The sequence below is a fragment of the Pseudoduganella violacea genome, from assembly GCF_014191875.1.
GTDB classification, from domain to species: domain Bacteria; phylum Pseudomonadota; class Gammaproteobacteria; order Burkholderiales; family Burkholderiaceae_D; genus Rugamonas; species Rugamonas violacea_A.
Map to the genome: position 1 here is coordinate 56,860 of NZ_JACHXD010000014.1, position 22,030 is coordinate 78,889.

19 protein-coding genes are annotated in these 22,030 nt (G+C 61.1%); 11 read left to right on the forward strand and 8 right to left on the reverse strand.

All coding sequences use genetic code 11. The annotated features are described in order from the left end of the window. Window positions 1–74: 74 nt before the first annotated feature. Window positions 75–542, reverse strand: a complete 468-nt coding sequence (locus FHS03_RS21155; protein WP_183442911.1) for a GyrI-like domain-containing protein — start codon at window positions 540–542, stop codon at window positions 75–77. Window positions 543–653: 111 nt separating this feature from the next. Here FHS03_RS21155 and FHS03_RS21160 point away from each other — a divergent pair, with 111 nt between their 5' ends. The 10 genes from FHS03_RS21160 to FHS03_RS21205 all read left to right on the forward strand — a co-directional run bounded on the left by FHS03_RS21160 (window position 654) and on the right by FHS03_RS21205 (window position 12,740). Next, window positions 654–1,205 carry a thymidine kinase gene (locus tag FHS03_RS21160; protein ID WP_183442912.1) on the forward strand — a complete coding sequence of 184 codons (552 nt, stop codon included), beginning with the start codon at window positions 654–656 and terminating at the stop codon, window positions 1,203–1,205. 94 nt (window positions 1,206–1,299) lie between these two features. Beyond that, entirely contained in the window at window positions 1,300–2,130 is an 831-nt protein-coding gene (locus FHS03_RS21165; RefSeq protein WP_183442913.1) for a hypothetical protein, read from the forward strand. A gap of 1,260 nt (window positions 2,131–3,390) precedes the next feature. Then, window positions 3,391–3,558: a hypothetical protein gene (locus FHS03_RS21170; protein ID WP_176345826.1), complete on the forward strand. Its 168-nt coding sequence runs from the start codon at window positions 3,391–3,393 to the stop codon at window positions 3,556–3,558. A 62-nt stretch (window positions 3,559–3,620) separates the two neighbouring features. Next, window positions 3,621–4,766, forward strand: coding sequence for an MvdC/MvdD family ATP grasp protein (locus FHS03_RS21175; RefSeq protein WP_183442914.1), 1,146 nt, complete (start codon window positions 3,621–3,623; stop codon window positions 4,764–4,766). Window positions 4,767–4,772: 6 nt separating this feature from the next. Continuing rightward, complete coding sequence (locus FHS03_RS21180; RefSeq protein ID WP_183442915.1) at window positions 4,773–6,038, forward strand: HlyD family secretion protein; 1,266 nt, start codon at window positions 4,773–4,775, stop codon at window positions 6,036–6,038. A gap of 10 nt (window positions 6,039–6,048) precedes the next feature. Next, the gene (locus tag FHS03_RS21185; protein ID WP_183442916.1) at window positions 6,049–8,196 is read left to right on the forward strand and encodes a peptidase domain-containing ABC transporter; all 2,148 of its coding nucleotides are present in this window, start codon (window positions 6,049–6,051) and stop codon (window positions 8,194–8,196) included. A gap of 104 nt (window positions 8,197–8,300) precedes the next feature. Next, window positions 8,301–10,544 (forward strand): carboxy terminal-processing peptidase, encoded by a 2,244-nt coding sequence (locus tag FHS03_RS21190; protein ID WP_183442917.1) that lies wholly within the window; start codon window positions 8,301–8,303, stop codon window positions 10,542–10,544. 468 nt (window positions 10,545–11,012) lie between these two features. Continuing rightward, window positions 11,013–11,768, forward strand: a complete 756-nt coding sequence (locus FHS03_RS21195; protein ID WP_183442918.1) for an SDR family oxidoreductase — start codon at window positions 11,013–11,015, stop codon at window positions 11,766–11,768. A gap of 129 nt (window positions 11,769–11,897) precedes the next feature. Continuing rightward, window positions 11,898–12,308 carry a HEAT repeat domain-containing protein gene (locus tag FHS03_RS21200; RefSeq protein WP_183442919.1) on the forward strand — a complete coding sequence of 137 codons (411 nt, stop codon included), beginning with the start codon at window positions 11,898–11,900 and terminating at the stop codon, window positions 12,306–12,308. Further along, a complete protein-coding gene (locus FHS03_RS21205; protein WP_183442920.1) occupies window positions 12,309–12,740 on the forward strand; it encodes a hypothetical protein in 432 nt (143 codons plus the stop codon). It begins immediately after the preceding gene. An 18-nt stretch (window positions 12,741–12,758) separates the two neighbouring features. Here the strand turns inward: FHS03_RS21205 and FHS03_RS21210 are convergent, their stop codons facing one another. The 4 genes from FHS03_RS21210 to FHS03_RS21225 all read right to left on the reverse strand — a co-directional run bounded on the left by FHS03_RS21210 (window position 12,759) and on the right by FHS03_RS21225 (window position 15,718). Continuing rightward, window positions 12,759–13,724, reverse strand: coding sequence for a serine hydrolase domain-containing protein (locus FHS03_RS21210; protein ID WP_183442921.1), 966 nt, complete (start codon window positions 13,722–13,724; stop codon window positions 12,759–12,761). A 145-nt stretch (window positions 13,725–13,869) separates the two neighbouring features. Next, on the reverse strand, window positions 13,870–14,352 hold the full coding sequence (locus FHS03_RS21215; RefSeq protein ID WP_183442922.1) for a hypothetical protein: 483 nt from the start codon (window positions 14,350–14,352) through the stop codon (window positions 13,870–13,872). A gap of 21 nt (window positions 14,353–14,373) precedes the next feature. Then, window positions 14,374–14,868: a hypothetical protein gene (locus FHS03_RS21220; RefSeq protein ID WP_183442923.1), complete on the reverse strand. Its 495-nt coding sequence runs from the start codon at window positions 14,866–14,868 to the stop codon at window positions 14,374–14,376. Between the two features lie 10 nt (window positions 14,869–14,878). Beyond that, entirely contained in the window at window positions 14,879–15,718 is an 840-nt protein-coding gene (locus FHS03_RS21225) for a lysozyme inhibitor LprI family protein (protein WP_183442924.1), read from the reverse strand. Window positions 15,719–15,853: 135 nt separating this feature from the next. On the opposite strand from FHS03_RS21225, the gene FHS03_RS21230 reads away from it, so the two are divergent. Beyond that, entirely contained in the window at window positions 15,854–17,998 is a 2,145-nt protein-coding gene (locus tag FHS03_RS21230; protein ID WP_183442925.1) for a gluconolaconase, read from the forward strand. A 24-nt stretch (window positions 17,999–18,022) separates the two neighbouring features. Here FHS03_RS21230 and FHS03_RS21235 read toward each other — a convergent pair whose 3' ends face one another. The 3 genes from FHS03_RS21235 to FHS03_RS21245 form a co-directional block, all read right to left on the reverse strand. Continuing rightward, a complete protein-coding gene (locus FHS03_RS21235) occupies window positions 18,023–19,567 on the reverse strand; it encodes a tetratricopeptide repeat protein (RefSeq protein ID WP_183442926.1) in 1,545 nt (514 codons plus the stop codon). Between the two features lie 151 nt (window positions 19,568–19,718). Then, window positions 19,719–20,960: a TonB family protein gene (locus FHS03_RS21240; RefSeq protein ID WP_183442927.1), complete on the reverse strand. Its 1,242-nt coding sequence runs from the start codon at window positions 20,958–20,960 to the stop codon at window positions 19,719–19,721. Between the two features lie 174 nt (window positions 20,961–21,134). Continuing rightward, entirely contained in the window at window positions 21,135–21,998 is an 864-nt protein-coding gene (locus FHS03_RS21245; RefSeq protein WP_183442928.1) for a head GIN domain-containing protein, read from the reverse strand. Window positions 21,999–22,030 lie beyond the last annotated feature (32 nt).

The following is a 22,030-nucleotide window of genomic DNA, read 5'->3' on the forward strand; positions in this document are numbered from 1 at the left end:
TATGCAAAATCTGATGTCTGCCTAACAAGTATGCGCTGATTTTCCTGCTTGTGCACGGGAGCGTGTGGCTCGCATTACGCTAGCGGCAACAGGATGTCGTAGGCATTGGCGGCGCGCTGCGCCTCGTCCACCGTGGGGATGAAGCGGCTGTCGTAGCGTTCTAGGCGCGGCGCTTCCCGGTCGAGCTGGAGGCCGGAGTCTTCCAGCGCGCGAAACGCCGCCAGATAGCTGGCCTGCACGGCCGTCATCGGCCCGATATGGGTAAAGATGGCATAGCGCCGCGCCGGGATGCGCAGTGCGAGCATGCCGGCGGGTAGGGCGTTCAGGTCGTCGAGCTGGGCGGCAATACATTCGAGCATGATGCCGCCATGCTGCTGTAGGCTGACCCCATAGCGCAGGCGGCGTTCGCCGCCCAGTTCGGCTTCGCGGCGCAGGAAGTCGCCCCAGAGCCTGGGCATTTCCGCGCTGAGCATGGGGAAGGGACCAGCAAACGCCAGGCCGGCCAGCTTGAATTCGGGTAGTTCCGCGATCTCGACGCTCATCTGTCCACCTCCGTTCGCAATGCTTTTTGGCCTATACCGTTCATACCGTTTTATAATCGCATACCGCCGGATTGGCTGGCGGACAATAAGCCCCATTCACAAGAGGCAGCTGTGGCAAAACTTTACTTCCGTTATTCCGCAATGAACGCGGGCAAATCGACCGCCATGCTCCAGGTCGCGCACAACTATGAAGAGCAGGGCCAGCAAGTGCGCCTGTTCACGGCCGCCATCGACGACCGCTACGGCGTCGGCAAGGTCACGTCCCGCCTGGGACCGCAGCGCGATGTGGAAACCTTCGGTCCCGACACCAATTTCCTCACCGAGATCGACAAGGTCGCCTGCGTGCTGGTGGACGAGGCGCAATTCCTCAGCACCGAGCAGGTGGTGCAGCTGCACCAGTTGGCCCAGATCAAGGGTGTGCCCGTGATCTGCTACGGCCTGCGCACCGACTTCCGCGGCATGCCTTTCCCCGGCTCGGCCTACCTGCTGGCCCTGGCCGACGATATCGAAGAACTCAAAAATATCTGCACCTGCGGCAAGAAGGCGACCATGAATATCCGCGTCGACGACAGCGGCAAGCGCATCCGCGACGGCGAGCAGATCAGCATCGGCGGCAACGAAAGCTATCGCCAGGCCTGCGGCCGCTGCTTCTACCAAGGTTGATAGCGGGCTGGCAGTGATGATGTGACAGTCCGCGTATTTTCTGCGCTGGCAACCGGGTATAGTCGTTTCATTAAATACTACGACCGTGGCCGCTATGAAAACATCGCTCTTGCTGCTGGCATGCCTTGCAGTGCCGCTCTTCGCGAATGCCGCCCCCGTCATCCAGCCCGAGATGCTGACGGCTGCTCAGGTGCGCCGCGATGGCAGCCATGATGAGGCGCTGCGTATCGTGAAGCAGCAGTTTGAGCGGATCGCTACCGGCGCCAAAGACACGCGCCAGGACTATTTCATCACCATGTTCGAGTGGGGGCTGCTGGTGGAAGAGCATGTTGCGGCGCGCACGGCAATGATCAGCGAGCGCGATGAGCAAGTGCGCCGCTTGCTTGAAGGCGATTCGATCTTTTGCACCGATGGCTTCATGCCGATTTCCCGCTTTCACGTCATCGTCGACATGAATCAGTTTTTGCAGGATAGCCGAGCCACTTACCGTCTGGTGACGCAGCTTCTGGCGCACAATCCCGCCCTCGTGCGCCACGAGATCCACCGCGCCCTGCCTGCCATTGTGGAGGCTGGCGATTATGCCCTGGCAATTCAATACATCAAAAATCCGCTCGATAGCCTGCTTGATTTGAACCGTCTGGCACGCGATCTGCCGATATATCCGCCACACGGGAATGCGCCGCGCCTGGCGGCGGAGCTGACAGGATTCATGGGTAATGTCATCCTGCGGCGCAAGGCGTTGACGGGGCTGGGAAGGGATGCCGAGGCGGAACAGTTGCGCGCCGCCGCCTTGAAGGGCATTCATTCCCCCGAGCTACGCGCGCTGGCAAGCGGCGAACTCGCCGAGCCGGGCAGCATAACCAGGCTGGTCACTGAGCATCAAATGCGGCAGAGAATGGCGCCGCTCTCTACGGCTGAGCCGTAAATTATAGCCCCATATTTTTCTCGAGTTGTTCCTGGTATGTGAAGTCATGCTTTTTTCATAGATGAGTTCTCTATGGATGGGATTGTCTATGGTTTGACACAATGCACGTAAAGTTTCTGCGATCTCTTCTGCTTCCTTATTCTTTATTCCACGCCCAAAATAAATGACAGTTTTTTCTTTAGTTGTTATTTTTAATCGCCCACGGCCGAAGGAGAAAAATTCTAGCCTCCATGAGTTTGACAGGTAGGCAGGTGAAGGATTGACTTCAATAAGCGAGATGTCATTGAGTGTTATGCTATTTTCCTTTTTTTGAAGTGTTCTAAATGAAATCTTTAGTTCTTCCTGGCGAAACGAAAGGATTAAGGAAATCATTAAAAGCAACATTGTTGCTGTCAGGAAAATTAAAGAAGGCAGGGGCGTGTCATCCTTGGTCTGCTTAATAATTAGAATTATGGTGAATGATAAGACGAATGCTCGAACAAGTAGTGATATGAAATCTTTTTCGGGATGAACAAGAAAAACGATGTATTGTGAGTTGTTTATGGTTTTCATTTTTTGCTCAACCGTTGAGCGCGCATATTAAATTCACTGTCAACATCGATTGATGCGGTAAGCACTATTCAAAAAATTACTGTAACGCTCCACTTACTTCAGAAGTCTGTTTGTGCTATCCCTGCGTTGGTTGTTCCAACTACAGCACTTCCACTACGGCCGGCGTACACACTTATGTAGCATCTGCGCTTGCGTCAACGATAGCAGATATGTCCCTCTGCAGCCCAGTCATACTCCCCCATCAGCCCAATCCCAACCAGCATACCCCTGAACTTCATACTCCCATCATCCGATGGCAAGGTTGGTTCGCTGTCGGGATAGGCTAGCTTAACCGAAGTTGGGCACCAGCCGCGATCTGGCCTTCCTTATCTCTGTGAGGATATTAGCGATGAGTGTGATTGCGTAAATATCAAAACATATTTCTGTACTTTCATTATTTTCGCAAAGAAAAATACTATTTCCAATAGTTAATATATCCTTTGCGTTTTCTTGATATACCGTAGAAATACTGCAGTAGAAATACTGTATACCCGGGCTTATGACATTTTGATGACACTATCAGGACATTATCGTGAAATCGGACTCGTATGATTCACACATCGTTTCGCAGCACTGATTAGAAAGGTGAATTGAGAGGCGATATGGGAGTTGCCAAATTTGGCAAATCTAAATTCAACGGGAATTAACCCGATTCACAGGAGAATTAAAATGGAACAAATCAAAAAAGCCACCGATAAAAACGTCGAACAAGCCGAGCGCATTCTGGGCCGTCAAATGGCCGTGGAACTGAGCCTGGAGGAAATCGAGGAAGTGGCAGGCGGCCAGCGCCCACGCTGCACCTGCAGCAATGGCGTGCCTGACGCTTGCGACGCCTGATTCAGCCAAACGTGCGAGGGGAAGCCTGGCTTCCCCTCCACCTATTTCGACCGGAGAACAGCATGGCCAAGGTATTTATTGCGACGAGAGCGATGGATGAGCATGCCATCATTGTCGAAACCGCATTGCAGAATAAGGGGCACCAGAGCTGCCGCTGGTTCGGTTCGGACTTTCCGGCGCTGCAAGCGGTGTGCTGCAGCATCGGGCCGGAAGCCGATCTGGCGCTGAGCATCCGTGGTCCCGGCATCCGCCTGCAGCGCTTCGACTTCGACACCGTGTGGTATCGCCGTCCGGCGCGGCCGGTGGCGCCCAGCGCCTGGCTGCACCCGGACGATGTGCCGGCCGCCAGCCGCGAAAGCGAAGTATTCTGGCAATCCTTCCCTTATCTGTTCGGCCCGCAAGCGGTGTGGGTCAACCACTGGGAATCGCGGGCGCGCACCAATAACAAGATCGTGCAGTTATGCGAGGCGAAAAAGGCCGGCCTGCGCATTCCGCGTTCGCTGTTCGGTAATGACGCGGGCAAAATCCGCAATTTCGTGACGAATATGCCGCAAGGCGCCATCTTTAAAACCTTCTTCCCCATGCGTTGGCTGGATGGCGATACCTTATATAAAGCCAATACCAAAACAATCGATGTCGAAGCGCTGGCCTCGGACCGGATGCTACAAATGGTTCCCGGCATTTTCCAGGAACGCATCGGCAAGAAATGCGAAATACGCGCCACCTTCATGGGCAATCATTATTTCGCGATCCGTATCGACTCCCAATCCGATGCGCGCGGCGCCGACGATTTTCGCGGCATTCCCACTGAGCAGTTGAAAGTGCAGCCCTGCATTCTGCCGCGCGACGTGGTGGCCAAATGCCGCACCATGATGAAAAATCTGAATATCCTGTTCGGCAGCTTCGACTTCATCGTCGATGCCTCGGGGGAGTATGTTTTCCTCGAAATTAACGAGCAAGGCCAGTTCCTGTGGCTGGAACAGCTTTGCCCCGACCTGCCGCTGCTGGACGCCTTTACCGAATTCCTGGTGGCGCCTTCGGCCGACTTTGTCTACAAGCCACGGCGTGGCGCGGTGAAGATGGACGCCATCGTCAAGCACCGCCACTACGAGCGCATGTTCGAGGAAGACAACGAGCATCATGTGTATGCGCCCGATCCGGTGCTGGCCGATCCGGCTTACCAGTTCGGCGTGCGCGTGACGGCGTGAGCGGCCATGGCGACGCACCAGATCTTCCGTCCCGTTGCGCTCAACGCGCAGCAGACGCAATGGTTGGGCGAGGTGGTGCTGGTGCGGCCGCTCTCGTTTACGGTTCTCAGCGCTGCCGCTGCCCTGTGCGCGGCTGCGGCGCTGCTTCTTTTGGCCTTCGGCAGCTATACGCGCTCGGTGGCCGTGCTGGGCCAGCTGGTGCCGGACAGCGGCCTGCTCAAGCTGCAGGTGCCGCAGGCCGGCGTGGTGACGGAAAAGCGCGTGCGCGAAGGCCAGCATGTGCGCGCCGGCGAGGTGCTGTATGTGCTGTCGGGCGAGCGCCAGAGCAGCACCCAGGGCTTGACCCACGCCGCCATCAGCGGCCAGGTGGGCGCGCGCCTCGATTCCCTGCACGGCGAGTTGGAGAAGACGCGGCTGGTACAGCAGGACGAGCGCGCGGCCCTGGTCAAGCGCATCGCCGCGCGCCAGTCGGAGATGCAAAAGCTCGACAGCCAGATCGACAGCCAGCGCGCGCGCGTCCGGCTCAGCGAGGAGACGGTGGCGCGTTATGATGGGCTGCTTGCGCAAAAATACATTGCGCGCGAAACCTTGCAGCTGAAGCAGGCCGACTTCCTCGACCAGAAGCTGCGCTTGCAGGAGCTGGAGCGCGAGCGCATCAACACCGGCCGCGAGCTGGCGGCGGCCGAGGCGGAACTGGCCAGCGTGCCGCTGCGCCAGCAAAACCAGCTGGCCCAGATCGAGCGCAATATCGCGGCGGCGGGCGTGGAGCTGGCGGAAAACGAGGCACGCCGCCGCCTCGTGATCACCGCGCCGCAGAGCGGCATTGCCACCGCCGTGGTGGCCGCCCAAGGGCAGACGGTGGAGCCGGGCAAGCCTTTGCTCAGCATCGTGCCCGATGGTGCCAAGCTGCAAGCCCACCTGTACGCGCCGAGCCGGGCCATCGGTTTCGTCAAGCCGGGCGATGCGGTGCTGCTGCGCTACCAGGCCTTCCCTTACCAGAAATTCGGCCATGCCAAGGGCGTAGTGGCCTCGGTCACGCGCACCGCGCTGCCGCCGTCCGAGATCGCCGAGGCCGTCGCCGTCATGGCCGGACAGGGCGGCGAGGCGCAGTACCGCATCACGGTCGAGCTGGCCGCGCAAGCTTTCCAGGCCTATGGCGCGCCGCAAGCCTTGCAGGCCGGCATGCTGGTCGATGCCGACGTGCTGCAGGAAAGCCGCCGCCTGTATGAATGGGCGCTGGAACCCCTATATAGCCTGAGCGGCCGATTCTGAAAGGATGTCCATGTCATTTTCCGACAAGTTGGCTTTCGGCTTTGGCGCGCGTCTGCCCCTGATGCTGCAAACCGAGGCGACCGAATGCGGCCTGGCCTGCCTGGCCATGGTGGCCAATTTCCACGGCCATCATTGCGACCTGGCCGGGCTGCGGCGGCGCTTTCCGATTTCGCTGAAAGGCGTGAATCTCTCGCACCTGATGCAGGTGGCGCAGCAGCTGGAATTGGCGGCGCGGCCGCTGAAGCTGGACCTGGAGGGCTTGCCGCAACTGCGCCTGCCCTGCATCCTGCACTGGAATTTCAACCATTTCGTGGTCCTGAAGGAGGTCGGCAAGAACAGTCTGACCATCCACGATCCCGCCTGTGGCATCCGCGTGGTGGCGATGGACGAGGTGTCGCGCTGCTTTACCGGCGTGGCGCTGGAGCTGTGGCCCGGCGCGGCCTTCCAGCCGCAGCAGGCGGCGCCGCGCGTCAAGCTGCGCAGCCTGGTGGGACGGGTGACGGGGCTGGCGCGTTCGGCGCTCCAAATCATCTTACTGGCGCTGGCGCTGGAAGTGTTTGCCATCGTCGCGCCGTTTTATCTGCAATGGGTGGTCGACAATGTGCTGGTCACGGCCAACCGCGACTTGCTGAGCACGCTGGCCCTGGGCTTCGGCCTGCTGGTGCTGATGCAGCATGCGATTGGCGGCGTGCGTTCCTGGGTCATCCTGTATCTGGGCACCACGCTCAGCATTCAATGGCGCGCCAATGTGTTCTCGCACCTGCTGCGCCTGCCGGTGCAGTATTTCGAAAAGCGCCACCTGGGCGATGTGGTGTCGCGCTTCAGCGCCATCGACCAGATTCAGAAAAGCCTGACCAATTCCTTTTTGGAAGCCGTGCTCGACGGGTTGATGACCAGCGTCATCCTGCTCATGATGTTCATCTATAGCGTGCAATTGGGCATGGTGGCCGTCGGCACCATGCTGCTGTACGCGCTGGGACGCTGGATCTGGTATCGGCCGCTGCGCAATGCGACCGAGGAAGAAATCATCCACGCCGCGCGCCAGCAGACGCATTTCCTCGAAACCGTGCGCGGCGTGAAGGCGATCAAGCTGTTCCAGCGCCAGGACGAGCGGCGCGCCACCTGGCTGGCCCTGTTGGTCAATCAGATTAATGCCGACCTGCGCACGCAAAAGCTGCAACTGTTCTATAAGACGCTGAACGGCCTGCTGTTCGGCCTGGAAAATACCCTGATCATCTGGCTCGGCGCCCGCCTGGTGCTGAACGGCGATTTCAGCGTCGGCGCGCTGATGGCGTTCAGCGCCTACCGCAGCCAGTTCGACAGCCGCGTCGCCTCCCTGATCGACAAGCTGTATGAGTTGAAAATGCTGCAATTGCAGGGCGAGCGCCTGGCCGACATCGTGCACGCCGAGCCGGAATCGTTGGCCAGCGGCCTGGCGCCCGAGCAGAGCGAAGCCGTGCCGGCCAGCATCGAGCTGCGCGACTTGCATTACCGCTATGCGCCGCATGAGCCGTATGTGCTGTCCGGTGTCTCGCTGAAGATCGAGGAGGGCGAATCGGTGGCGATTGCCGGTCCTTCGGGCTGCGGCAAATCGACCTTGCTGAATGTGCTGCTGGGCGTGCTGCCGCCGGGCGAGGGCGACATCCTGCTGGGCGGCCAGAACCTGCGCCAGGTCGGTCTGGGGCCGCTGCGCGCCATGGTCGGCACGGTCTTGCAGGACGATGTGCTGTTTGCCGGCTCGATTGCCGACAATATCAGCTTCTTCGACCCGCAGGCGGATATGGCCTGGATACGCGAATGCGCCGAAATGGCGGCCATCGCCACCGAAATCGCCGCCATGCCCATGAATTACAACACCCTGGTGGGCGATATGGGCACGGTGCTGTCCGGCGGCCAAAAGCAGCGCGTGCTGCTGGCGCGCGCGCTGTACAAGCGGCCGCGCATCCTGATTCTGGACGAAGCCACCAGCCACCTCGATATCGCGCGCGAACACCAAGTGAATACGGCCGTGAAAGCCCTGCGCATGACGCGCATCATCGTCGCCCACCGGCCGGAAACCATCGCCAGCGCCGACCGCGTCATCACCTTGATTGCCGGAAAAGTTGCCCAAGATCAGGCGTCAACGATGTCAAACCGGCCACTTTGCGTTGCTATTTGACCGGGAGACGGCATGCGCTTAATTCACTCTTAAGTCATCAGGCTCACTCTGGCGTTTCATACTGTAGAATTACTTTGAGTTTATTTACGTTCCGGAGTTAGCCGATGAAGAAGCAAATGCTGTTGGCCACCATGGCACTGGCAGTCCTGTCCGCCCATGCGGGCGCCGCGCAAACCGACAAGACCCCAGACGCTGTGCTCAAGCCGGCGCCGCAACAGCCGCAAGCGGCGCTGTGGGCCTCGCGCGTGCTGTCACGCATCCATTACAAGGCCACTCCGCTGGACGACGCGATGTCGGAGAAGATCTTCGACCGCTATTTCAAATCGCTGGACGGCGAAAAGCTGTTCTTCTCCCAGGCCGACATCGACCAGTTCGCCAACGCCAAGAGCCGCCTGGACGACGCCATCATCAGCGAAAACCTGACGGTGCCGTTTGCCATCTACAACCTCTACCAGCAGCGCTTCAGCGAGCGCATGGGCTATGCCCGCGAACTGCTGAAGGGCAAATTCGACTTCACCAGCGAGGAAAGCTACCAGTACGACCGCGAAAAAGCCGACTGGGTGCGCACCGAAGCCGAGATGAAGGATCTGTGGCGCAAGCGCGTGAAGAACGACTGGCTGCGCCTGAAGCTGGCCGGCAAGGATGAAAAAGCCATCCGCGAAACCCTGGACAAGCGCTACGAGGGCTATCTGAGCCGCTCGCGCAAGCTCAACAATGAAGACGTGTTCCAGATCTTCATGAACGCCTACGCCATGTCGATCGAGCCGCACACCAATTACCTCGGTCCGCGCGCCTCGGAAAACTTCGACATCCAGATGCGCCTGTCGCTGGAAGGCATCGGCGCCGTGCTGCAGACCCGCGACGAATACACGGTGATCCGCGAAATCGTGGTCGGCAGCCCGGCCGGCCTGTCCGGCAAGCTCAAGGTCGGCGACCGCATCGTGGCCGTGGGCCAGGGCGAGTCCGGCCCCGTGACCGATATCCTCGGCTGGCGCATCGACGATGTGGTGGCCCAGATCCGCGGCACCAAGGATTCCACCGTGCGCCTGCAAGTGCTGCCGGCCGACGCCGGCACCGATCCGAAGCCCGTGACCGTGGCCCTGGTGCGCAAGAAAATCAGCATGGAAGAGCAGTCGGCCAAGAAAACCATCATGGAAGTGCGCGACGGCACGGCCAAGCGCCGCATCGGCGTGATCTCGCTGCCGACCTTCTACCAGGATTATGAAGCGCGCAGCAAAGGCGACCGCGACTTCAAGAGCGCCACGCGCGACGTGGCCCGCCTGCTGGCCGAGCTGAAGAAAGACAAGGTCGAGAACGTGCTGATCGACCTGCGCAATAACGGCGGCGGCTCGCTCAACGAGGCGGTCGAGCTGACCGGCCTGTTCATCGACAAAGGTCCGGTGGTGCAGCAGCGCAATGCCGAAGGCCGCGTCGAAGTCGAAAGCGACACCAATCCCGGCCTGGCCTGGGATGGCCCGGTCGGCGTGCTGATCAACCGCGGCTCGGCTTCCGCCTCCGAAATTTTCGCCGCCGCGCTGCAGGACTATGGCCGCGGCCTGGTGATCGGCGAGGCCAGCTTCGGCAAAGGCACGGTGCAGTCGCTGTACAAGCTGGACCGCTTCGGCCAGGGCGAAAAACCGCGTTATGGCGAGCTCAAAATCACGGTGGCCCAGTTCTTCCGCATCAACGGCGGCACCACCCAGCTGCGCGGCGTGACGCCCGACATCAAGCTGCCGAGCATGGCCGATGCCGAAAACTTCGGCGAATCGAGTTATGACAACGCGCTGCCCTATACCGTCATCAAGCCGGCGGTCTACATTCCGGCAGGCGAACTCAAGGAAATCGTGCCGATGCTGGACAAAAAGCACGAGGCGCGCGTCGCCAAGGACAAGGACTTCCAGTACCTGCAGGAAGAAATCGCGCTGGTGAAAAAACAGCGCAAGGAAAACCTGATTTCCCTGAACGAAGCGGCGCGCCGTAAGGAGCGCGACCAGCAGGAAAGCCGTGCCAAGCTGCGCGAAGCACGCCTGACGGCCGCCCCGTCGCCGGACGATCCGATCCTGGTGCCCGATCCGAAAGACGCGCTGAACAAGGCCATCGCGGCCAAGCCGGCCGGCGCCAAAGCGGCGCGCCAAGCCGCCGCGATGAAGGGCGCCATCCGCACCGACGACGGCCTGCAGGCCGACGAGCGCAGCCTGGCGGCCGAGCTGGATGCCGAAAAGGCGGCGAAAGCGGCCAAGGATGTGCTGCTGAACGAAGCCGTCCACATCCTGGCCGACGAGGTAGGCTTGTTGAAGACCGACACGCGGCTGGCATCGCGCGTGTTGCCATATGTGAATGACAAATAACCATCATTCCGCATGTTATGCGCTGTGGCAATATCTCGTATCACTATAATAAAGTAGACGAGTTTTGCGCAGCGCAGCATACTTCACCTGTCTCCTCTATTCTCCTCCAAGGAAATAGACTTAGCCCGCTCCCGTAGCGGGCTTTTTTTTGCTTTTTTCATTCTGGCTTGACAAGGCCAGCCTTCCGCGCCAGACTGCGGCCACAGTTGTTGCGCATAGACTGTCGTAGGCGTTACCGTCATCCAACGCGCCCTTTATCGAGTAGGTTCCAGCGGGGAGTTCTCGATACTGAGGCCATTGGTACGCTTGCTCTTCCCACTCCCATCCGCTGCTTGATGGCCTCACATCTATTCCTGGCAATGGCTGCGCCAGGAATCTGAGGTTGCGAGCAGATCCGCTTTCTTTGCCGATCCGGCACGCTCGCACCATCAGCTTACGGCCTCAACCGAACTATGGAGCGACAACATCATGCAAATGACCGGTAATACCATCCTGATCACCGGCGGCAGCAGCGGCATCGGCCGCGCCCTCGCGGAAGCCTTCCATGACCGCGGCAACCGCGTTATCGTCACGGGGCGGCGCCTCTCCCTGCTGGAGGAAATCACCGCGCAGCGGCCCGGCATCGTGGGCTTGCCGCTGGATCTGGATGCGCCGACCTCCCTGGCGCATCTGCTGGAAGAAGTCCGGGCGCGCTTTCCCGACTTGAATGTGCTGGTGGCCAATGCCGGCATCTCGCGCGCGGAGGACATGCGGGCCGAGGACTGGGATGCGTCCACCGCCCAGGCGATCATCGACACCAATATCATGGGTGTGCTGCGCGTCACGGCCGCCGTCCTGCCGCTGTTGAAACGGCAGCCCCATGCCACGCTCATGGCGACCAGCTCCAACCTCGCCTTCATTCCCCGTGCCGATTTCCCGGCGTATTGCGCCAGCAAGGCCTTTTTACACTCTTGGCTGCAATCGCTGCGCCACCAGCTCCGGCATCTCCCGCTCGAAGTGCTGGAGTTGGCGCCGCCCTATGTCCAGACCGGGCTGACGGGAAGCCAGCAGGCTTCCGACCCGCGCGCGATGCCGCTTGCGGCGTATGTGGCCGAGGTCATGCAATTGCTGCAGGCTGGCGGCCATCCGCGCGGCGAAGTGCTGGTCGAGCGCGACCGCGCCCGCCGCTGGGCCGAGCGGGATGGCCGGTATGACGAAACTTTCGCCGCGATGAATCCGCATTGAACTTCACTATTACTTGAGTGTATATTTCGTCCACTTGTGGGCGCCAAGTCTGGTCCGGGCTAAGCACTCAGACCGGACTTGCTTGGTGAGCCGGTTCAGGAGACTGTCAACATTGAGATTGGACCGAATATGTGTATTTTGAGTGTTTTGGCCGAAGTAGCGGCTAGTCGAGACGCTGACGAACTTAGCGAGACGGTCTGCGCGGTAAATCGAGATTTCTCTGCGGCGCCCCTGCTGGCGCATATTCTTTTAGAGGATTGGCATCGCTCGCATGAAAACATCGTTTTCGAGCTGGGATTGATAGGAAATCCAAGCGTTGTAGACGCCATCGCCAGCGCGGCGAGAACGAAATTCAAGTCCCTGGTCGAATGGGATCGTTGGTGCCGGTTCCAAAGGGAATGTGCTTTTGCATTGGCCCGTATTGGCACGAATGAATCTCGCGCGGCACTCGAAGAAATGGTTCGCAGTGAAGATGCCCATCTGCGACAAGTAGGCGAAGAAGGGCTAAGTTACTGGCCCATGCCCTATGGGGTTTATTAAATGTCGATTACGGTTGTACAACTCGGTGTTGAGCATGGCTCTTTAACGCATGCCCAAGTACAGCACGGCGCTCATGTCTTCGCAGCGCTCGTGAATGGAAGCAGGGAAAATTTGGCGCCGCTTCTGGGATGTCAGACCTTGGTGGAGATGTCATTTCAGGATGTCGCCGATTGGCGAGAACTTCCAGACTTTCAAGACGAAGACTCCTGCATGCAGGCCAGCGCGGTAATTCGGAATGCCGTTGTCGTTCGTGGCCGAGTTCACAATGTGCTTCCGGTTGATTCTGAGTCGTCGGTAATCGACCTCCATCTGCGAACCGGCCAGGAGTTCATCACCATAGAATCAAGTGAGCTTGGCGGATTTATTCCCACCGTCGGCGCGGGTCTGGAGATTCATGTCCAAGGTCTGTGTTTTTATCCCGCCAACACCTAAGTCCTCCCCCAACGGTCCTTAAAGGCATGGCGATTGCACCAGCATAGTGGCGATGCGCAGAAATTCGGCGGGGCTGACCTTGCGCGGCGCGCTTCCTTCAGCAGCCGTCACCGCGCGCTGGTGGCTGATGACCATATACTGTTTTGGGATCACCAGGATGAACTGGCCGTAATAGCCCCAGGCCATATAGGCGCCGGCCAGCGGTGAATCGCCGGGCAGGGCGGGTATCCACCACATCAGGCCGTAGTCGAGCTGGCGCTGCGCAGCTGAATGGGGACGCATGTCGGCGGCGCGCGTCAGCGGCGTGGTGATGCGCGCCAGCCAGTTGGCGGGTAGAAGCTGGCGGCCATTCCAGCGGCCTTCTTGCAGCATCAGTTGGCCCAGGCGGGCCATATCGCGGGTCGAAAGATGGAAGTGGTAGGCCAGATGGCGCGACCGTTTGGGATCGCCATTGCGCCGCTGCTGCGTCAGCGCGAAATCTTCAAATTGCAGGGGCTGTGCCAATTCGTTGGCAAAGCTCTGGTAAATGTCGCGCCGCGTCAGTTGTTCATAGATTGTGCCGGCGACGTTGAAATCCCAGTTGTTATATAAGAAGTACGTGCCGGGCCGTTGCGAGCCGCGCGGCGGCGCAGCTTCCGCATCGTCGCCGGGATTGGCTGCCACGTGATAGACGCCGGAACGCGCCGCCAGCAGATCGCCCACCTTTGCGCTGCGTTCGAGCGGCAGCAGGCCGCCGACATCGTCAATAGCCAACGATGCGAGGCTGCTGTCGAGGGAGATGGTCCCGGCGGCGACAGGAGGGCCATACAGCATGGCGAGCACGCTTTTGCGCACGGAATAGACCTGGTTGGCGCGGTCCACGGCGCCGTAACTGAAGAGCACCTGTCCATCGCGCACCGCCATCAGCGAGGTGGTCGGCAATGTCGCCAGGTGCTGGCGCACCTGGGTCAGGCTGGCCTGGCATGCGGGACTCGGCTCGCCCATGGCCGGCCAATGCGCGCCCGGATTTTGCTCCGGCGGCGTAACCGCGTTCGCAGCGCCCGAGAGCAGTAGAAGACAGATTGCGACGCGAATGCCATTTCTCCTTGAAGGGTCAAAAGCCGGCTGTTTCTACATCTTGGTCATGGCTTTAGATGGCGGCCGTAGTTTCAGTGACCAGCGTATAGCCCAGGGCGGCGCACTCCTCCCGGAAGCGCGCCCTGAACTTCACGGCGTCAAAGCCGCCCAGTCTTTTCTGTTTTTCCAGCAGCAGGGCCGAGGTTTCATGGATCAGGGTCAGCACATAGGGAATCGCTTCCTGCTCCGGCATGGCGGCCAGCAGCGCAAAGTCCGGCCGCACGCTGAAATGGCCCACGTTGAAGCTGTCGGGAATGGCCGGAAGGCCCATGCGCGCGCGCCCGGATACCCGTTTCTGCAAACGGAAGGGATGGCTGGGCTGGCCGTCTGGCCGGGCAAAACTCTGCAACAGCTCAAGATCGATCCACAAATGTTCCATCTGGCCGCCATAGTCTCCGCGCAGCCGCTCCTTCAGCTCGTCCAGCAGGGGGCGCAGGGCGCGAGCCAACGTCGCTGTGGTTTGGTCCACCATATTGGCGTGAATGCCGACTTCCATATCCATTCCTTTTTGATTTTTTCAGGCCAGGCCGCGCCAGGCGTTTATCTCTTCGTCCGTCAATACCGGCCCCCAGCCGCCGCGCAATTGCGCTTGCGCCTGGGTGTATTGGCGAAAATCGGGTTTGACGACGCCATGCTGTTCGCAGATTGACAGCACGATTTCCAGCTGCCGCCTCGTCGTGGGAAGGTCGCCACCATACCAGGTGCAGGCGCTGGTTTCCAGCACATGGTCGACAAGTCCCGCCAGGGTGTCATAAATGTCCTCGGGTATGGCGGCGCGCACGTCTTCCGGCCATTCATCGCCTAGACCGGTAATCGGCAGCGCGCTGAAACCCATATCCCAGGCCACAAATGTCTCGCGGTCTGCCTGGCCGACTTTCCATACGTGGTCGATGAACTGCGACAAGGCCGGATGCGCGATCTGATAGCGCCGGCAGAATCGCTGCAGGCAGGTGACGGCAATGCACTGCCTGGCGACAACGGAAAGATCGTCAATGGAAACGGCGTTGTTCATTCGCTGCGCATTAATGTTTCGGCGTCCAGTGCATCAGCCGGTCATGCTGTTGCCGATACTGCTCATGGAGGCAGGTGGCCATGGCGGCCGATTTTTTGCAGCTCGCGTCACGGTCCTTGAGCCAATCGAGCTGGAACGAACGCAGTTCGTCGCGCGCGCCGACGGTATCGTTCCCGCGCCGGATTTCATTGAACAGGGCGGCCAATTCCAGATCCTGCTTCGCCAATTGGGCATCGCTGCAAATGCTGCGTTCGATCGCGGTCCCGGCCTTGCGGCAGTCAAAGGACGGGCCTTCCGGCGTTGCGCGGTATGTTGGGCGGATAAACTGGGTTGGCGCGATGGGCGAAAGGTCTCCGTTCGGCGCGAGGTACTGCGCCTGCTTGGGCTGGACCTCGACGTCGCTCAACCAGTCCGTGATGGCCTTGCGCGCAATGGCCGGAACTTCTTCCGGCCGCAAGCCGCTTGAGGCGAGCGTCAAGGAATCCTCGTCCAGATAGACGCCGATGCCCACGCCTTCCTGGCTGTCGAACCAGAACATGCCCTTCACCATGCAGGCATGGGCGACGCAGGCGGAAACGCTGACGTAGCGCTGTTTCACAACCACGACCGGGTCGGGTGGACCGCCCAGGGCGCTCAGCAACTCGTCGGCGATCTTGGGTGGAACGCTATTCTTGATCAATCCCTTGGCGCGTTTATCCCAAATAAAGGCGTTGCTCGATTTTCCCTCATAGGAAAGCACCCAGCCGGCCGGCTTTGCCCCTGCCCAAGCGCTGTTTGCCATGGCTAGCAGCAAGGCAAAGATCATCCAGGGCTTTAATCTGCGCGCGTATTGGATATTCAAACCCGCCATTGCTACCCCCTTGTTTAACTATGGGGAAAATTATACGGGGATCTTATTATTCGCAGTAAATAATTTCTAAATAGAAATTGTTTGGGGATTATTAATGGGGTAAGCTTTCGGCTTCGATTCTCGCGAGCATTGCCGATGTCCCAATCCAAGTTGCCCCTTACCGTGGCGGCCATCGCCGTCAGCGCTGCGCTCGCCAGCGCCTGTACTGTCTACTATGTGATGCATTCGGGCGAAACGGCCCAGGCGCCGGCGCCGAAAGCGGCCAGCATCCGCCGCACGCCAAGGCTGTGGACGGCGCGCGTGCATAATCTGGCCGGCGATGGCGTGGCCGGCAATGCCAACGGGGCTGCGGCCCAGGCGCGCTTTGCCGATCCGTATGGGATTGTGGCCGACAGCGCCGGCAATATCTATGTCAGCGATGGCGGGGCCAATAACCGCATCCGCAAGATCGGCGTGGATGGCCAGGTCAGCACCCTGGCAGGCGGCGCCGAAGGCTATGCGGAAGGCAAGGGCGCGCAGGCGGCGTTCAACACGCCGTCCGGTCTTGCCATCGACAAGCAGGGCAATCTGTATGTGGCCGACACCGGCAACCACGTCATCCGAAAAATCACGCCGGACGGCACCGTCTCTACGCTGGCCGGCAATGGCATCGCCGGCTACGCCGACGGCAAGGGTGCCGAGGCCCAGTTCAATGGGCCGCTGAGCGTGGCGGTCGATGCCGACGGCGCGGTATTCGTGGCCGACACCTATAACGACCGCATTCGCCGCATCGCGCCCAATGGCGTGGTCACGACCGTTGCGGGCAGCGGCAAGCCAGGCTTCACCGATGGCGCGGCCGCCTCGGCGCAATTCGATACGCCCTGCGGCATCGCCCTTGATGGCCTGGGCAATCTGTATATCGCCGACAGTCTGAATGACGCCATCCGCAAGCTCGGCACCGATGGACTGGTCAGCACCATCGTCAGCGCGCCGGAAGAAGCGCGCCAGCACATCCTGAAAAAACCGATGGCGCTCACGGTCACGCATGACGGCTTCCTCTACGTTGTCAGCGGCTCGCAAGGCCATGTGGTGCAGGTCGCGCCGGACCGAGAATACGACGCGCTGCCCGATCTCGATCATCCGCCCGAGCCGGGCTACGGCAGCGACGGCAAGGTGCGCCTGTACGCGCCGCGCGGCGTGGCAGTGGCTGCGGACGGCGCGGTGCTGGTGTCGGACGCGCGCACCTTCCGCCTGCACCGCCTGGCCGTGGCCGAGAAGGGCCAGTCCGTGCCCGTCATCGTGCAGCCCGCGCCGCCAGCGCGCAAGGAGCCGATGTTGTGGCCCGTGGCGCCGCAGAGCGAGCCGCATGAGGTGGTGGGCGTGATGGGCGAGGTGCGCGGCGATTTCGAAGGCGAGAGCCGGCACCACTTCCATGCCGGCCTCGATGTCCAGGCCGAAGTCGGCCAGCCCGTGCTGGCGGTGGCGCCGGCCAAGGTTGTCGATCCGCTGCCGAACTGGGGCTTCGGTACTCTGTCCGAAGGCCTGCATCTTGGTTCCCTGTCTTACATCCATATGCGCGTGGGCCGCACGCCGGCCAACAAGGCGCTCGATGCGCGTTTCCAGCTGCTGGCCGACGAGAAGGGCAAGCCGGAGCGCGTGCGCGTGCGGCGCGGCACCCGCTTCGATACGGGCGAGACCCTGGGCACGGTCAATGGCATGGCCCATGTCCACCTCGATTACGCACCGAACGGTGGGGCGCGCAATCCTTTGAGCCTGCCGTTCATCGGCCTGCGCGACACGGTGGCGCCGCGCATCGAGAGCATCGCGCTGTACGATCGCAAGGACCGTAAGCTGCCGCTGGGCCATGGCAATCCGGTGCGCGTTTCGCGCGAGCTGGGCGAGCTGAGTATCGTGGTCGAAGCGTATGACCAGATGGACGAAAACCTGGCGCGCCGCCGCCTGGGTCTGTACAAGCTGGGCTACCAGCTGCTGCAGGCCGACGGCAGGCCGGCGCCCGGTTATGAAGAGCCGCGCATGGCCCAGGTCTATGACCGGCTGCCGCGCAACCGCGAGGCGGTCAAGTACGCCTATGCACCGAACAGCGGCATCACGGTCCACGGCAGCAAGACCACGCGCTTTGCATATGTGCTGAATAACACGCTGAGCGACGGGCAGATCACACCCGGCATGTGGAAGGTAGCGGATATCGCCCCGGGCCAGTACACCTTGCGCATACTGGCCTCGGACTACGCGGGCAATGTGGCGACCACCGGCCGCGATCTGCGCGTGATGATCGAGTAGGGCAGAGCGGCGTCCTGCGCCGTCTTACTGCGCGCCGCCATTGCCGGCCGGCGCCGCGCAAGCTTGGCGCTTGCCGCGCCACTTCTCGGCCTGCTCCTTGCTGGCGGCCTGTCCCAGTTCGCCGTTTTCGTAGACGCGGATCAGGCGTTCGACGGCAATCTTGTCGCCGCGCTCGGCCGCCACCGTGAAATGCTGGAAGGCTTGCGCCGGGTCTTTTTCCAGTGCGCGCCCGGCCTCGTACAGCATACCCAGCTTGCGCATGGCCTCTGGATTGTTCTGGGCCGAGGCGATGCTGTACCAGCGCACCGCTTCGTACAGGTTCTTGGGCATGCCGCGTCCCTCTTCGTACATGCCGCCCAGGGCGCTTTGCGCATAGCTGTTGTTTTGGGCAATGGCCTTGCGATACCAGGCCAGCGCCTGCGCGTAGTCGCGCGGCACGCCCTTGCCGGTCTCGTAGGCGTAGCCGATATTGTTCTGGCCCGATGCATTGCCTTGTTCGGCGGCCTTGCGATACCAGGCCACGGCGGCGGCCTGCTCGATTTCGTTCTGGGCCTCCTGCATCAGGGCATAGCCCAGCTGGACCTGGGCGCCGCTATTGCCGCGTTCCGCCGCGCGCTCCAGCCACTTCCTGCCTTCGGCTTCATTGCGTCCGATGCCCACGCCATGCGTATAAGCGTAGGAGATGTTGTACATGGACCAGGCTTCGCCTTGCGCCGCCGCTTTCAGATACCAGGCGAAGGCCATGGCCGGCTCTTTTTCCACACCTTCGCCGCGCCAGTACATGACGCCCAGATTATTCTGCGCCACCGCCAGCCCGAGGTGCGCCGCCTTGCTGTACCAGCCGACGGCCACGCCGCTGTCGCGCGCAACGCCGTCGCCGCGCTGGTACATCGCGCCCAGATAGTTTTGCGCTTCCGCCGAACCGTTGGCGGCAGCGGTACGCAGCCAGTGCAGGGCGTCGGCGTTGTCGCGCTCCAGGCCGAGGTAGCCTTTGGCATAAGCACGTCCCAAGGAGAACTGGGCGGCGGGAAAACCTTGTTCGGCCGCGGCGCGATACCAGCGCCGCGCTTGCGCCGGGTCGGCCGGGGCGCCGCGCCCATATTCCAGCATGCGCGCCAGCTCATACTGGGCGGCGGCCTGGCCTTGCTCGGCCGCCGCGCGCTGGGTCGCCAGCTGCTGGATCAGTACGGGGTTTGCCGAAGCCGGGCCGATATCCCAGCGGAAGCCCAATTCGGTCCAGGCGTCGGTGGGCCGGCCTTCCGGCGAGCTGCCAGGCCGGTAGCGGCAGTTGCGGGCGCTGGCCAGGGCCAGCTGCCGTTGTTCTTCATTATTGCCGGGCGCCAGGAACACAGTCTCCAGCAGCAAGCCATCGACGCTGATCTGCACCGCCAGCCTCAACTCGCCATTTTGCGGTTTCTGCATGGGGGCCGGGTTGAGGCAGCTGATATCCAGCGGCGCCGGTTCGGTCGTGCCGGGGGGATTGAGCTTGCTGGCGGCGTGGGCGGGAAGCAGGCTGGCGCTGGCCAGCAGGGCGGCGCACAGAGGGAGCAGGGACAGGCGTTTATGCATTTGCAATGACAACAAGTTACAGAAGCCAGCCACTATATTGTGCAAAAGCAAGAAAATATACGCACATTGTCACAGTCCGGCGTTTTCCCTGCGGACTGTGGCGCGGATGCGACTTGCCGCACCAAACTGGCACGCCTTGGCCCCTGGGCAGTTACTTGTTGTCGTCCTTGCTCAGCTCCGCCAATCGGGCTTGCCAAATTGCAGCTTCAGCTTCGTTCTTTACCTGGCCCAGTTCGCCATTTTCGTAGATCTGGACCATGCGCCGCACGGATTTCAGGTGGGATTTGCTTGCTGCCCGCTTAAAGTAGTCGAAGGCGAGGGAGGTATCTATTAGCCTGCCCTGGCCGTTTTCATAAGCCTGAGCGAGCTTGGCCTCAGCCGCGGAATTGCCCTGGTTGGCTGCGCGCTGGTACCAGAGAATCGCTTCGGCCTGGTCGGCAAGTGAACCGTTGATCAAAAAATTGCCCATCACATATTGAGACGTGGCCAGGCCCTGGCGCGCAGCCTTGCGCATCCAGACCTGCGCCTGAGCCTTGTCTTCGGGAACGCCTTTTCCGTCGAAATAGGCGATAGCGAGATTGTGCTGCGCGTATCGATGGTTTTGCTCGGCGGCCTTTTGATACCACTGCACGGCAAGGATGGCGTCCTGCTTGAGATGGATGCCGGCCGCGTACGCCTGGGCCAGCCGAGCTTGGGCATGGGCATAGCCTGCATTGGCAGCCTTCTCGTACCAGGCGATGGCCGTGGCATAGTTCTGCGCTACGCCATTCCCGTCGTAATAGAAAAGAGCCAGATCGGTTTGAGCTTCAGCCCATCCTTGGTCCGCCGCAGCCTGGCACCAGCGGATGGCTGTTTGTAGATCCTTGCCAACGCCCGCGCCATCCCGATAGGCGAGGCATAGCCGGCCCTGGGCTTGAGCATGTCCGGCCTCGGCGGCCTTCTGCAGCCATGCAAGCGCAGCTTGCTCGTCGCGGGGCGTGCCGATCGCCAGCGCATACATGTCGGCGAGATTGTACTGCGCCACTTTATTGCCGCGCTCGGCATTGGTGCGGGTCTCTTCGAAGAGTTCGATATTGTGAAATTTGCTACTTTCATCTTCAGGCTGCCAGTGAAACTCCATTCGATGCCATGTCCCGGAAGCTGGGCGCTGTTCATTTGGTTTGAAACGGCAATGCTGGACCGTATCCAATGCGGCATTTTCGAAAGCCGGTTCGCCGCTCGATGCTTGAATGCGCGAGTCCAGCAACTGGCCTTGAGGATTGAGTTTCAGTTCAACTCGAACATGGCCTGGCCGGCCATGGAGAGATGGTGGCCACGTACCGATGCAACCCTCTGGGGACTGCGCCAGGTTACGGGATTCCTCGCCGTGCGCCGGAGCATAAAAGACCAACATGGCTGCGCATAGCAGCGTGGCGGCATAAGGATGTGAATGGATTGTTGGCGGGAGCGCGGGCGGGTGCATTTCTCGGCGGCAGATGGGCAGGGGCGCAACTATAGCCGATCGGCCAGGACCGAAAATGCGCACATTGTCACGTTCTGGGAACCGGGTTCCCAGAACGTGGAGCGATTATTGAACGACGCTGGTGCGTTTGCCGCTGATGCTGCGCTGGGCCGGGTTGCCGTAGACGGTGATGCTGCCGGAACCGTTGGTCGAAGCTTGCAGCTTGTCCGAGACCGAGGCGACGATACTGCCCGAGCCATTGCAGGTCAGGTCGGCGATTTCGGCGCGCAGGCCGGACAGGCGGGCGCCGCCCGAGCCATGCACGTTGACGTCCAGGGTGCGCACATTGCCGTTGGCGCTGAACGGGCCGGAGCCGTGGATGGCCACGCGCAGATGCTCGCCGCGCACCGTGCCCAGATCCACCTTGCCGGAACCGTTCATGGTGACGCGGGTGGCGCCGCTGTCGAGGCCTTCGCCGGTCAGGTTGCCCGAGCCGGCGTTGTGGATGTCGAGCTGGTCGACGCGGCCACGCAAGTCCATGCGGCCGGAGCCGCGCTGGGCCAGGCTCAAGGCGCCGCCGTTCAGGCCGTCGATGTGGACGCGCACCGAACCGTTGGTTTCCACTTCGCGCAGTTGCGGCGCAGTGTAGCGGATGCGGATCGGGCGTGTGCTGCGCAGGTCGTCGTCGGTCCAGATGCGCAGCACCGGGCCCTTGTCGTCGATGAAGACGCGCGGCAGCAGATTGCTGTCGCCTTCGATCTGCAGCGAGGCGGTCTTGCCGATCTGGATATCGACATCGAGGTCGATACGGCGGCGCACGTCGATATCGAGGGCGGCCGCGCCGCTGACTGGGCGGGTTTCCTTGGTAATCACGCCATCGCCATTGATGCCGGGGCCGGATGCGGGCCAGCTGTACTGGGCATTTTCGGGAACGACAATAACGCAGCCGCCGAGGGCGAGCAGGGCGGCAAAGGCGATTGGCAAGCGCATGAGGTTTTCCTTTTTCTGGTTGTGGCGTGATT